14 protein-coding genes, 1 tRNA gene and 1 riboswitch are annotated in these 12,633 nt (G+C 58.5%); of the genes, 5 read left to right on the top strand and 10 right to left on the bottom strand.

What is annotated here, in order from left to right; genetic code table 11:
- Window positions 1–47 precede the first annotated feature (47 nt).
- The 5 genes from cobO to GOW56_RS15545 form a co-directional block, all read right to left on the bottom strand.
- Window positions 48–647, bottom strand: coding sequence for a cob(I)yrinic acid a,c-diamide adenosyltransferase (gene cobO, locus GOW56_RS15565; protein WP_171206449.1), 600 nt, complete (start codon window positions 645–647; stop codon window positions 48–50).
- A gap of 56 nt (window positions 648–703) precedes the next feature.
- Window positions 704–1,639 (bottom strand): DMT family transporter, encoded by a 936-nt coding sequence (locus GOW56_RS15560; protein ID WP_171206448.1) that lies wholly within the window; start codon window positions 1,637–1,639, stop codon window positions 704–706.
- A gap of 45 nt (window positions 1,640–1,684) precedes the next feature.
- Window positions 1,685–2,347: an HD domain-containing protein gene (locus tag GOW56_RS15555; RefSeq protein ID WP_224858077.1), complete on the bottom strand. Its 663-nt coding sequence runs from the start codon at window positions 2,345–2,347 to the stop codon at window positions 1,685–1,687.
- Complete coding sequence (gene aroC, locus GOW56_RS15550) at window positions 2,331–3,431, bottom strand: chorismate synthase (protein ID WP_171206447.1); 1,101 nt, start codon at window positions 3,429–3,431, stop codon at window positions 2,331–2,333. The genes GOW56_RS15555 and aroC overlap by 17 nt, the downstream gene beginning before the upstream one ends.
- A gap of 118 nt (window positions 3,432–3,549) precedes the next feature.
- Window positions 3,550–3,990, bottom strand: coding sequence for a 6,7-dimethyl-8-ribityllumazine synthase (locus tag GOW56_RS15545; RefSeq protein WP_171206446.1), 441 nt, complete (start codon window positions 3,988–3,990; stop codon window positions 3,550–3,552).
- Window positions 3,991–4,109: 119 nt separating this feature from the next.
- Window positions 4,110–4,309: riboswitch (FMN riboswitch) on the bottom strand.
- A 54-nt stretch (window positions 4,310–4,363) separates the two neighbouring features.
- Here GOW56_RS15545 and GOW56_RS15540 point away from each other — a divergent pair.
- Complete coding sequence (locus GOW56_RS15540; protein WP_171206445.1) at window positions 4,364–4,975, top strand: FMN-binding negative transcriptional regulator; 612 nt, start codon at window positions 4,364–4,366, stop codon at window positions 4,973–4,975.
- Between the two features lie 19 nt (window positions 4,976–4,994).
- On the opposite strand, the gene GOW56_RS15535 is transcribed toward GOW56_RS15540, so the two are convergent.
- Window positions 4,995–5,441, bottom strand: coding sequence for a cytochrome c family protein (locus GOW56_RS15535; RefSeq protein ID WP_171116931.1), 447 nt, complete (start codon window positions 5,439–5,441; stop codon window positions 4,995–4,997).
- Between the two features lie 462 nt (window positions 5,442–5,903).
- On the opposite strand from GOW56_RS15535, the gene petA reads away from it, so the two are divergent.
- Genes petA through GOW56_RS15520 form a run of 3 tightly spaced genes read left to right on the top strand, consistent with a single transcriptional unit; the run spans window position 5,904 to window position 8,644 of the window.
- The gene (gene petA / locus GOW56_RS15530) at window positions 5,904–6,488 is read left to right on the top strand and encodes a ubiquinol-cytochrome c reductase iron-sulfur subunit (RefSeq protein WP_152459513.1); all 585 of its coding nucleotides are present in this window, start codon (window positions 5,904–5,906) and stop codon (window positions 6,486–6,488) included.
- A gap of 15 nt (window positions 6,489–6,503) precedes the next feature.
- The gene (gene petB, locus GOW56_RS15525; RefSeq protein WP_171116929.1) at window positions 6,504–7,835 is read left to right on the top strand and encodes a cytochrome b; all 1,332 of its coding nucleotides are present in this window, start codon (window positions 6,504–6,506) and stop codon (window positions 7,833–7,835) included.
- 17 nt (window positions 7,836–7,852) lie between these two features.
- Window positions 7,853–8,644 carry a cytochrome c1 gene (locus GOW56_RS15520; protein WP_152459511.1) on the top strand — a complete coding sequence of 264 codons (792 nt, stop codon included), beginning with the start codon at window positions 7,853–7,855 and terminating at the stop codon, window positions 8,642–8,644.
- Between the two features lie 145 nt (window positions 8,645–8,789).
- Here GOW56_RS15520 and mtaB read toward each other — a convergent pair whose 3' ends face one another.
- Together mtaB and dapF are read right to left on the bottom strand one after the other, a co-directional pair.
- Window positions 8,790–10,046, bottom strand: coding sequence for a tRNA (N(6)-L-threonylcarbamoyladenosine(37)-C(2))-methylthiotransferase MtaB (mtaB, locus tag GOW56_RS15515; protein ID WP_171206444.1), 1,257 nt, complete (start codon window positions 10,044–10,046; stop codon window positions 8,790–8,792).
- On the bottom strand, window positions 10,043–10,885 hold the full coding sequence (gene dapF / locus GOW56_RS15510; protein WP_171172671.1) for a diaminopimelate epimerase: 843 nt from the start codon (window positions 10,883–10,885) through the stop codon (window positions 10,043–10,045). The genes mtaB and dapF overlap by 4 nt, the downstream gene beginning before the upstream one ends.
- Window positions 10,886–11,095: 210 nt before the next feature.
- On the opposite strand from dapF, the gene GOW56_RS15505 reads away from it, so the two are divergent.
- Window positions 11,096–11,171 (top strand) — tRNA-Lys (locus tag GOW56_RS15505).
- Window positions 11,172–11,583: 412 nt separating this feature from the next.
- On the opposite strand, the gene GOW56_RS15500 is transcribed toward GOW56_RS15505, so the two are convergent.
- Both GOW56_RS15500 and GOW56_RS15495 read right to left on the bottom strand, forming a co-directional pair.
- Window positions 11,584–11,958 (bottom strand): YidH family protein, encoded by a 375-nt coding sequence (locus GOW56_RS15500; protein WP_171116923.1) that lies wholly within the window; start codon window positions 11,956–11,958, stop codon window positions 11,584–11,586.
- 123 nt (window positions 11,959–12,081) lie between these two features.
- The gene (locus GOW56_RS15495) at window positions 12,082–12,582 is read right to left on the bottom strand and encodes a Dps family protein (protein WP_171206443.1); all 501 of its coding nucleotides are present in this window, start codon (window positions 12,580–12,582) and stop codon (window positions 12,082–12,084) included.
- Between the last annotated feature and the right edge of the window lie 51 nt (window positions 12,583–12,633).

Raw genomic sequence — 12,633 nt, 5'->3', positions numbered from 1 at the left:
GACCGGAACTGGCGGCTATGCACCGCCAGCCTTGCAGCAACGTTGCTTCAGAAATCCACGCCGCGCTGTGCTTTGATGCCCGCTTGGAACGGGTGTTTCTCCTCGGTCATTTCCGTGACCAGATCAGCATAGTCACGCAGCGCGTTCGGCGCGTCGCGGCCAGTCAGGAAAACGCTGGTCTTTTCCGAGCGCGCGTTCAAACCTTCGATGACCTGTTCGACCGACAGGTATTCGTAACGCAGGGCGATGTTGATCTCGTCCAGCACAACCAGATCGTATTCGCCGTTGGACATCAGGGCGCAGGCCTTGTCGAAGGCGGCATTGGCAGCTGCAATATCGCGTTCTCGGTCCTGTGTGTCCCAGGTAAAACCTTCGCCCATCGTATGCCATGTCACCAGATCACGCTCTTCGAAGAAACGGCGCTCGCCGGTTTTCCATTTGCCCTTGATGAACTGCACCACAGCAACCTTCTGGCCCCAGCCCAAGGCACGAATGACCACGCCGAACGCGGCCGAGGACTTGCCTTTGCCCTTGCCGGTATTGATCAGGACCAGACCGCGGCCTGGATCCACGGCCTCGGACACTTTCTTGCGGTGCTGGGCCTGCACCTTCTGCATCTTTTCCTTGTGATCCTGCGCGTCGCTCATTTGGGAACCTCTTTGACTGTTCGGCCCAACCTAGGGAAAGATTGCAAAAGGTAAAGTCATGCTTTGGGGTCTGTAACCGACCGGACCTTGCCGCGCTCCAGCCCCAACTGGTGTTCGCGCCAGATGACGACAACATTGCCTGCAATCACCAACGCGGCCCCGATCAGGATTGCAAGCGTTGGCAGTTCGTCGAACCAGACATAGCCGATCACGATCGCAAAAAGCATCGTTGCATAGTCATAAGGTGCCAGCATCGAGGCCTGGCCAAACCGGTAGGAAGATGTGACCAAAATCTGCGCGACGCCGCCGATCAGGCCCATCATGACCATGATCAGAGCCTGATTCCAGGTGGGCATCGTCCATCCCCAGAATGCCGTCAGAGCGGACAGAAGCGTCGCGGTCATCGAGAAATAGAACACGATGGCCGCAGGGTGATCGACCTTGACCAATTGCCGGATATGGATCTGAACGAAGGCACGGGCAAGGGTTGCGCCCAACACGCACAACGCGCCGATGGTGGCGGCGACCTCCATCTCGGTGGTGCCAAGACGTGGCCAGATCATGATCAGGACGCCCAGCAGACCCAAAGCCACAGCGCCGATACGGATAAGCCGAATCCGTTCGCCCAGCATGACGGCGGCCAGAATCAGGGTGAAGATCGGTGTCGCATACCCGATGGCAGTGACTTCCGGCAGGGGCAACAGGCTGAGGCCGGTAAAGGTAAGCCCCATGGCGCTTGTTCCCAGAACACCGCGCCAGAAATGGCCCATGGGTTTCTTGACCACAAAGCCTTTCGACAACTCCCCCCGCGCGATGAGCCAAAGAATGATCACGGGGATTGCGAACAGGGACCGAAAAAACACCAATTGGCCCGGCGGGAATTCATCTGAAAGTGCTTTGACCAGCGCGGACATCGACGTGAACAGGAACAAGGCGCACAGCTTCAGCGTTACGGCAAGCAGAGGTCGATGCGAAGTTAAGGGTTTTGTCATCGGCGCGAACCTGCGTCTTTGACGGGCAAAGATCAACGGGTGGATTCAGCAATTCACCCAGGATTGCGGCAAGGAACAGCCGATCTCTTCGGCGAATTCTTCAAGAAAGCGGATCATGCGCGCGGTGCGTTGTTCTGCAATCCGCCTCCCGGTCTCGGTCAACATGTCACCTGGCAGGCGCAGCAGTTTCACCTTCCAGTGGTCGAGCGAGAAATGAAGGTCATCCAGTGGCCGGGCTTGGGCAAAAGGGTCCGCAGGATGGTAAAGAGTGCGCCCCAAGGCTCCGGAAACGGAAAAGTTGCGGGCGATACCGATGGCGCCCAGGGCGTCAAGGCGGTCCGCATCGCGCAGAATGCGTGCCTCGATCGTCTCAGGGGGGATATCGGCCGAAAAACTATGGGCTTCGATCGCGTGCTGGATCGCGCGGACCTGATCGGCCTCAAACCCGATTTCCTTAAGAATAGGCTCTGATTCTGCTGCGGATCTGCGCGAGGCAAGATGTCGGTCAGGATCGTCCTTGGGCAGATTCACAAGATCGTGCAGGTAACTTGCGGCCAGCAGCACGGACATATCGGTTTGATCATCTGCGATGGCCCGGGCGTTGGTCCAAACACGATCCAGATGGGCCAGATCATGGGCCGGATCCGTTTCCATGCGATGTGCGACCACGGCCCGCAGGCGGGTGCGCAGATCAGCCGATCCGTCCACGGTTTTCTCCGATCTGGCCGCGATGCAACAGCAGGTGGTCGAGGATCACGCAGGCCATCATCGCCTCTCCTACCGGGACCGCGCGAATGCCTACACAAGGGTCGTGACGGCCCTTGGTGATGATCTCGGTCTCTTCGCCTGATTTGGTGATGGTTTTGCGTGTGGTCAGAATCGACGAGGTCGGCTTGACGGCAAAGCGCACGACGATGTCCTGCCCGGTTGAGATGCCGCCCAGAATCCCGCCCGCATGGTTCGAGCTGTATTGAGGTCCGTTCTGCCCCATGAATATTTCGTCGGCATTGGCCTCGCCCGTCAGTTCAGCCGCGGCCATGCCTTCGCCGATTTCGACGCCTTTGACCGCGTTGATCGACATCATCGCAGCAGCTAGATCAGTGTCTAACTTGGCGTAAACCGGCGCGCCAAGCCCTGCGGGCACGCCGCGCGCCACAACTTCGACAATTGCGCCAACCGAGTTGCCGGACTTGCGCAGATCGTCCAGATAGGTGGCCCACTTCTCGGCGGCTTGCGCATCCGGTGTCCAGAACGGGTTCTGTTCGATCTGGGACCAGTCGAAATTGTCGCGCTCGATCTTATGCGGCCCGATCTGGGTCATGTACCCGGTGATCTGCACGTTGCGTGCGATCTGTTTGATCGCCTCACGCGCCAATCCACCTGCTGCAACACGTGATGCTGTTTCGCGTGCAGAACTGCGCCCGCCGCCGCGATAATCCCGGATCCCGTATTTCTGCCAATAGGTGATATCGGCATGGCCCGGGCGGAACTTGTCCATGATATCGCCATAGTCTTTCGAGCGCTGATCGGTGTTTTCGATCATCAGCTGCACAGGCGTTCCGGTGGTTTGCCCTTCGAACACACCGGACAGGATTTTCACCTGATCGGGTTCGCGCCGCTGGGTGGTGAACTTGTTCTGCCCCGGTTTGCGCTTGTCCAGCCAGTGCTGGATCATGGTCTCGTCGATGGTGACACCCGGCGGACAGCCGTCAACGGTGGCACCCAAGGCGGGTCCATGGCTTTCACCCCAGGTGGTGACGCGGAATAGATGGCCAAAACTGTTCATCGACATGGGGCGGGCTCCTTTGGGATCGTGATTAGCGGGGAGCGCCTTGAGCCTCAAGGGGATTTGCGAATTGGTGGGCGCCACCTTCCGGTGGCGCGAATGAGTATTTTTGAAAAGATGAAGATCAGGCGGCCTGCATCAGCGCCGTTCGGGTCGCTGTGATTTTCAGCGCAGCTTGTGCGGCTTCGCGGCCTTTCTCAACAAAATGCGCGCGGTAGATGGCGTTGTGATGATCGGTTTCCTGATACTGGTGCGGCGTCAGGGAAACGGACAGGACCGGTACGCCGGTATCCATGCCGGCGCGCATCAACCCATCGACAACGGCCTGCGCCACGAAGTCGTGCCGGTAAATGCCGCCATCCACGACAAATGCGGCGCAGGCGACAGCGGCGTAGCGGCAGGTTTGGGCCAGATCGCGGGCCAGCAGCGGCATCTCGAACGCGCCGGGAACGTCGAAAACATCGACCTGATCGGCCGGGATCAGTTCAAGAAATCCGTCCAGCGCGCGGTCGACGATGTCGGAATGCCAGTTGGCTTTGACAAAAGCATAGCGGGTGTGTGTCATCGTGATCTCCTTTCAGTTCGGTGGCCTGCTGGCGGTCGCGAAAACCTTCGCTGCCAGCCCGGCATGACACGTCACCCAAGGCGATCACGAGCAGGCGCGCCGGTTCACCGGCACGGCTTGCACGTTCTCTTCCATCCGGACTTTGACCGTCGGCTCTGGCCTCTCACCAGATCTGCTGACACTCTTTCGTGGTTCCACACTTTGTCCGAATACCGGCCTCTGCCGTTCGGATCGTGGACACGGCAGAGCCGCTCGCGGGCTTGCGGGTCATGGCCCGCATACCGCCGGTGGGGAATTCCACCCCGCCCTGAGAACGAGGCAGACCTTGCCAAGAACCAACCCCATCTGCAAGAGATTTGGCAGGAGGTCGCCCATGCACCCAAATCCAGCCTTCCGCGTCGAGGATCGAGCGCGTCATATTGAATTCGCCCGTGACCGGGCTTTTGGCGTTCTGGCGATTTCCGGCGACGGCGCGCCATTGATCAGTCACGTGCCCTTTCTGCTGTCTGAGGACGGTGCGGTGGTCGATCTTCATCTGGTGCGATCAAACCCGATTGTCCGTATGCTGCAAGGGCCGAAAGAGGTCAGGATCGCGGTGCAGGGGCCTGATGGCTATCTCTCGCCCGACTGGTACGGTGTCGCCGATCAGGTTCCGACTTGGAACTATGTCGCCGTGCACCTGACCGGACAGCTTGAACTGCGCCCGCAGGACGAGCTGCGTGACTTGCTGGATCGACAAACCGCATTCTTTGAAGATCGACTGCTGCCCAAAGCGCCATGGGTCACCGGGAAAATGTCTGATGACGCGTTGGCCAGAATGATGCGGATGATCGTACCATGCCGGATGCAGGTAGAGGATATCCAGGGCACCTGGAAACTGGGCCAGAACAAGCCGGAGGATGCAAGAATCGCTGCCGCCGACAAAGTGACCGGCGGATTTGGCAGTGAAACCGGTCAGCTGGCCGCCTTGATGCACAAGGCGTAACCAGCACCGGGAAACAGGATTACTCGGAACTGAACGTTGCCAGATAGGCGGCGATATCTTCCGCGCCTTTCCTAAGCTTGACGCTCATGTTCGGGCGGGCGGTTTCGTCATCCAGATACTCTTTGATGAAACCGATGGGGTCTTTGGAATAGGCGGCGATGTTTTCTTCGGTCCAGATCAGACCTTCTTCGCCGGCGCGGATCATGTCATCGGTGAACATACCGACCGGCAGGCGCTCGCTGCCATAGCGATAGTCTTTTTCGGACCCGGCGACACGTCCGACGACGCCATAGAGATTCGGGCCGGTGATTCCGCCTTTGACCAGTACTTCGCCGTCCTTGATGATCGCATGACACGATGAACAGCGGTTGTACATCGCCTCGCCTTTCGCAGGATCACCTGCTGCAAGTGTTTGCGAGGACAGGGCCAATGTGAATATTGCAGTGGCCAGAGTGACTTTTGACATAGGGGTCTCCTTGCAGGAGTTCGCGCGATTTTCGCGCTGTCCGGTATTCACGGAAAAAGTGCAACTGTGTAATTGCGCTCAATTTTCGATTTAAATCATCTATTTGGCGAATATGATTTACCCAGCAGACAATCGTTGCTTCGTGATGCTGATTGTCAAGAATACGCGCTCAAATGACTGGCCGACTGGTGGTCAGAATCGGGCTGGATTTCGCCTGCAAAACGGAGTTCGAGGTTCGAATCAACCCCCGTTGATTCGAAGCCGCAGGCAAAGTTGCGGACGAGAATCACCAAAAAAAGCCCCTCGTCACGTGCATGAAGGGACACATGCGGCGTATTGCGCGTTTATGAACGCTGGACGAACACTATTCTCCCCGATAGTAAGCGCGGTTAAGACACCGCATTCGTGCGGTGCGCGAGCTATTTGCCCGTCCGCGGGCGCCAGATAATCGGAGATAACCTCGTGTCCCACGCAGAAGACCACGAAGGCACCCGCAGAGATTTCCTGTACTACGTCGCTGGCGGCGCAGGTGTCGTTGCAACGGGTGCAGCCGTATGGCCACTGATCAACCAAATGAACCCGTCGGCAGACGTTCAGGCGCTGTCCTCGATCCGTGTGGATGTGAGCGGCGTCGAGCCGGGCACGCAACTGACGGTAAAATGGCTGGGAAAACCCGTTTTTGTCCGTCACCGCACCGGTGCCGAGATTCAGGAAGCCCAGGAACAGGACGCCGAAGGTGTTGATGCGCTGCCAGATCCGCTTGCACGCAACTTCAACCTGAGCGCAGATGCGCCTGCGACTGACGCAAACCGCGTCATGCCGTCACCGGAAGGCGAAGCGCCGGGTGCCTGGATCGTTCAGATGGGCGTTTGTACGCACCTCGGCTGTGTGCCTTTGGGGGATGCCGGCGACTTCGGTGGCTGGTTCTGCCCGTGCCACGGCTCGCACTACGACCTCGCCGGTCGTATCCGTAAAGGCCCCGCGCCTGAGAACCTGCCTGTCCCGCCCGCAGAATGGGTGGACAACAGCACAATCAAACTCGGCTAAGGGAGACCCAAACTTATGTCCGGAATTCCCCACGATCATTACGAGCCGAAGACAAACGGCGAGAAGTGGCTGAACAGCCGCCTGCCGATTGTTGGCCTGCTGTACGATACCCTTATGATCCCGACCCCCAAGAACCTGAACTGGTGGTGGATCTGGGGCATCGTTCTGGCGTTCTGCCTGGCGCTGCAAATCATCACCGGTATCGTTTTGGTGATGCACTATACCCCGCATGTTGATCTGGCCTTTGCCAGCATCGAGCACATCATGCGCAACGTGAATGGCGGTCACTTTATCCGCTATCTGCACATGAATGGCGCATCGCTGTTCTTTGTGGCGGTTTACATCCATATGTTCCGCGGCCTGTATTATGGCTCGTACAAAGCCCCGCGTGAGATCACGTGGATCATTGGTATGCTGATCTACCTGATGATGATGGGCACCGCCTTCATGGGCTATGTTCTGCCCTGGGGTCAGATGTCCTTCTGGGGTGCGACCGTGATCACCGGCCTGTTTGGTGCGATCCCGTTTGTTGGTGACGCGCTTCAGACCTGGTTGCTGGGCGGGCCTGCCGTGGACAACGCCACGCTGAACCGCTTCTTCTCGTTGCACTATCTGCTGCCGTTTATCATTGCGGCATTGGTTGTGGTGCATATCTGGGCCTTCCACACCACCGGCAACAACAACCCGACAGGTGTTGAAGTGCGCCGGGGCTCGAAAGCTGAGGCCGAGAAAGACACGCTGCCGTTCTGGCCGTACTTCGTGATCAAGGACCTGTTCGCGCTGGCCGTGATCCTGGTCGTGTTCTGGGCCGTCGTGGGCTTTATGCCGAACTACCTGGGCCACCCCGACAACTACATCGAAGCCAACCCTCTGGTGACACCTGCACACATCGTTCCCGAATGGTACTTCCTGCCGTTCTACGCGATCTTGCGCGCGTTTACCGGTGAGGTCTGGGTCGTTCAATTCGCCAGCTTCATCACCGGCGGTATCATCGATGCCAAGTTCTTCGGTGTTCTTGCGATGTTCGGCGCGATCTTGGCCATGGCGCTGGCGCCCTGGCTGGACACGTCTAACGTGCGTTCGGGTAAGTACCGTCCGATGTTCAAATGGTGGTTCTACCTGCTGGTCATCGACTTCTTTGCCCTGATGTGGCTGGGTGCGATGCCCGCGGAAGAGCCCTATGCGACCTTCTCGCTGATCGCGTCCGCCTACTGGTTCGCCTATTTCTTCGTGATCCTGCCGATCCTCGGAGTGATCGAGAAGCCTCTGGCACAGCCCGAGACCATCGAAGAAGACTTCAACGCGCATTATGGCAAGGCTGATGCCGACGCCACGCCGGCCGAGTAAGAAGAGGGACCGGAAACATGTTCAAGAAACTTGCAATCGGCGCCGCGTTTGCCTTGGCCCTGACCCCTGTTGCATCCATTGCAGCAGGTGGGGGTGAGCAGCATATCGAAGACTTCGACTTCTCGTTCGAAGGACCCTTCGGCACCTGGGACCAGCATCAGCTGCAGCGCGGCCTTCAGATCTATACCGAGGTCTGCGCAGCCTGCCACGGTCTGCAATACGTGCCTCTGCGCGATCTGGAAGCGCTGGGCTATTCGGAAGAAGAAGTCATCGCCTATGCGGCTGACAACTTCGAAGTGTTCGATCCCGAGCTGGACGATTTCCGCCCGGCGATTCCGACTGACCACTTCCCGGCGAACAACGGTGTCGGCGCACCGGACCTGAGCCTTATGGCCAAGGCCCGCGCGGGCTTCCACGGACCTTACGGTTTGGGCATCAATCAGCTGGTCAAAGGCATGGGCGGAGCCGAGTACATCGCCTCACTGCTGGACGGCTATACTGGTGAAGAGAAGGAAGAGGCAGGAACTGTCCTCTACGAAAACAAGGCCTTCCCCGGCGGCTGGATTTCGATGGCACCGCCGCTGGCGGATGAACAGGTCGAGTTCGCTGACGGGCACTCGAACTCGGTCGAACACATGTCAGAAGACGTCTCGGCGTTCCTGATGTGGGCGGCCGAGCCGAAGATGATGGAGCGCAAGAACGCTGGCTTTGTTGGCGTGATTTTCCTGACCGTTCTGTCGGTGCTTCTCTATCTGGTCAACAAGCGCCTGTGGGCTCCGCATAAGGGCAAACTTCGTAAAGAAGACTGAGACCCTTTTCAGTAAGCATAAATTGAAACCCCCGCGCCATCCGGTTGCGGGGGTTTTTGTTTCCAGCAGGGGTCACAGGGCCTTGCCCCCCTTCTTGGCCATTGGCCAGTTTCTTCCCGGGGTCTTTCTTTACTGATGAAGGGAATCAGGCCGTGAGTTGGGTCATGGTCTGCCCGGTGATTGCAGCGCGCACGATCTGGCCTTCGGGTTGAGGTGCTTTGAACGAAACCTCGGTGAACTGTTCGGTCCGGCCCATATGGGCGTTTTCCATCAGGATGTGATGGGTCTTGCCGATTTGCTGCGACAAGTGCTTTGTGACCTGAGCGTCGCCTGCCGCGCGCAGGCGGGCGGCGCGTTCCTTGACGACCGTTCCATTCAGCTGTTGCGGTATGCGGGCTGCCGGTGTTCCTTCACGCTTGGAATAGGGGAAGACATGCAGCCAGGTCAGGTCGCAGTCGGTGATCAGCTTCAGCGAGTTTTCGAAATGCGCTTCGGACTCGGTCGGGAAGCCTGCGATGATATCCGCACCAAAGGTCATGTCGGGGCGCAGCTTGCGTGCCTCTTCGGTAAAGCGGATGGCGTCGTCGCGCAGATGGCGGCGTTTCATGCGCTTTAGAATCAGATCGTCGCCGTGCTGAAGCGACAGGTGCAGATGCGGCATCAGGCGCGGCTCGGTTGCGATGGCCTGCATCAGATTCTCGTCCACCTCGATCGAATCGATCGAGCTGATGCGCAGGCGCGCCAGGTCGGGCACCAGCTTGAGGATGCGCATGACAAGATCGCCCAGTTTGGGGCTTGCGGGCAGGTCGGCGCCCCAGGATGTCAGATCGACCCCGGTCAGCACGACCTCGTTATAGCCCTTGTCGACAAGCCGCTTGATCTGATCCACCACCACACCGGCCGGCACGCTGCGCGAGTTGCCCCGGCCATAGGGAATGATGCAGAAGGTACAGCGGTGGTCACAACCGTTCTGGACCTGCACATAGGCGCGCGAGCGGGTGCCGAATCCGTCGATCAGATGGCCGGCCGTTTCGGTGACCGACATGATGTCATCCACCTGCACCGCCTCGGTCTGACCGATGAAATCAGTCGCCATGCCTTGCCAGGTCTCGGGCTGCATCTTTTCGGTGTTGCCGATGACCGCATCGACCTCGTCCATCCGGGCAAAGGTTTCGGGCTCGGTCTGGGCGGCACAGCCTGTGACGATCAGACGGGCATTCGGATTCTCGCGCCGTAGCTTGCGGATCTCCTGCCGGGCCTTGCGCACGGCCTCAGCCGTCACTGCGCATGTGTTCACCACCACAGCGTCTGTCAGACCGGCCTGTTGCGACAGCTCTTTCATCGCCTCGGTTTCATATGCGTTCAGGCGACAGCCCAACGTGGTGAACTTGGGCGGGTTCATCCCAGCGACCTCAGAAATTCAGGCGTCAGAGTGCCAGAGAAAACGTGACATGTCGGGCCGGTCATCCAGACACCATCGTCGCGCCAGTCGACCCAAAGCGTGCCACCATCCAAATCAATCCGCACCTTGCGCCCGGTCCGCCCCCGTCGCGCGGCAGCCACGGCCGTTGCACAGGACGAAGAGCCAGATGCCAAGGTGATGCCTACTCCGCGCTCCCAGACGCGCATACGGATGTGATCCGGGCCAATGACCTGGGCCACCTGGACATTAGTGCGTTCGGGATAAAGCGGGTGGTATTCGTAACGCGCGCCGAATTCTGCCAACGGGATCGCTTCGGCGTTGTCAACGAAGAACGTGCAATGCGGGTTGCCCATTCCCGTTGCCGTCGGGGTGCCTTCGATTGGCAATTCCAGCGTGTCCATCTCTTCTGCCAGAGGAACTTCGCGCCAGTTCAGCTGCGGGTGCCCCATGTTGACCGAAGTGAGCCCATCGCCGGCATCCCGCGCATGAAGGGTTCCCCGTTCCGTGGTGAGCTTCAGGGCAGAGCGCCCCGTCTCATCCATAAGCAACCGTGCAATACAGCGGGTGGCGTTGCCGCAGGCGGCCGAGGTTGATCCATCGGAATTGTAGAACACCAGATGCGCGTCGGCTTCACCTTTTTCGATAACGGCCAACTGATCGAATCCCACACCAAATTGCCGATGCCCGATTCCCCGGGCCAGTTCCGGCGTGATCGGGGCATCCTGTGCGCGTGCGTCAACAATGACAAAGTCATTGCCCAGCCCGTGCATCTTTATGAAGGGCAGTCCGGTGTCGAGTCTCTGTTGCATGGCGGGCATATAACGTCGGTCCGAACATGAATCCACCCTGTCGCGAAGATTCCTCAAAAAAGGGGTTGACCCTCCAGCGCCACCTGCCTAATTAGGCCGCCTATCGGGTTGCCGGAAACACGCGTTGTTACGGCGAAACGAGGCGCGAAATAAGGGCTTGAACCCGGTCGGGGAATTGCCGTAAAGAGCGCCACGGATCGACAGATCCAACAAAAGAGTGGGCCGTTAGCTCAGTTGGTAGAGCAACTGACTTTTAATCAGTGGGTCGCAGGTTCGAATCCTGCACGGCTCACCACTTTTTTCTAAGTTAAAATAATGTGTTATGCGCTGAAGCGATTGTGTTGCTACTTGCTCAGCAACAACAGTTGCTTTGAATGGGGGACAAAAGCCGCTGATTTCTAACCCTAGTTCAAACCCGTAGCCAGCCTAGCTGATGTCAGGTATTTTAAGCATTCCTTCAAAGGAAGTGCGCCTGCATCATCTTTCGTCAAAAACGCTGACCAGCTTTCATCGGCGAGTGTTTATTGATTTGCGCGGGCGAATTATGTGCAATGATGGCCTCGTTCCAGGCCTCGACACACAAGTCAACATGCGTCATGTCGTTGGAACGACAGCTCAGAGCCTTATACGACGCCTAGTCCGCGATCGCCACGAGATTCAGGAGTCCGTTCTTGACTGGCACGAAGGCGATGTCCGCGCAAGCCCGCTTAGACAAGCCACAACACAAGGCAACATGCGATTGATCCGAGGGACAGGCTTCCAACAACCAATTGCAAGTGGAAGCGAGATGCCGGTTGGGCGCTGTGCGCTTCCAATCGGGAATACACGCGGCGGGCGTTCATCCACGCTCCCCAGTAGATTAGCAGCGAGATCAACACAAAAAGGGTGGCTGCAGCCTTCGCCAGCCACTCGGGTTCGACGGCGGAAAATACGGCCTTAAGGCCAAGGGCGATGGCCACGCATGCCATTCCGGTTCTCATCCATCCCGCAAATGTGCGCTCATTTGCCAAAATGGTGCGGTCTTCGGCCCAGTCGGTCCGCTCCTCGGCCAAGTTTTGGCTTTTCGTGTTTTTTTCAGACATTGCCGCCCTTTGGACTGGTCACCAAATTGGAACGCGCAGGCTTGCCGGTTTTTCGGCAAGCCTGCCCAAGACCTTACACGCGCGCAGTTGGGTCGCAAATCGACACATGCGCCGGTCACCGCGTCAGCTTGATTTTGAGATCGCCCGCAGCATCCATGCTGCCTGCTCATGAAATGCCGAACGTTCGGTCGCCAGATCTTCGGTCACGACGTCTTTGCGGCTTCCTGCAAGCTCGGTCAGGGCGCGCAGGCGGTGCGCCACCCGCTCGTGATCGGCGGCCAGATCTTCGATCATGTCGGCGGCGGACAGGTCCCCTTCGCGATCCTTGATGGCCGAGAAATCGAGTATGTCGGACATGCGCGAGGGCGCCAGATGTCCCAGCGCGCGGATGCGTTCCGCGATCTCATCAGCGGCGGCGAACATGTTTTCGTACTGTTCTTCGGTCAGCTTGTGGATCGAATAGAACAGCGGGCCTTCCACGTTCCAGTGATACGCATGTGTTTTGAAGGTCAGCCGGTAGGTGTCGGCCAGAACATCAGCCAGACCCTTGGCCAAGGGTGCGGTGTCGCGCACGCCAGTGGAAACGGGGTTTTCGTTCGGGACAACGTTCAATGCGTCGGTCATGACAACTCCTTTTTCTACTAGGAAATAAACGCCCAAAGGCGGATTTGGTTC

Source organism: Ruegeria sp. HKCCA0235A (genome assembly GCF_013033235.1).
Classification (GTDB): domain Bacteria; phylum Pseudomonadota; class Alphaproteobacteria; order Rhodobacterales; family Rhodobacteraceae; genus Ruegeria.
Note: the sequence above shows the minus strand (reverse complement) of the source record. Positions and strands in the feature narration are given on the sequence as shown.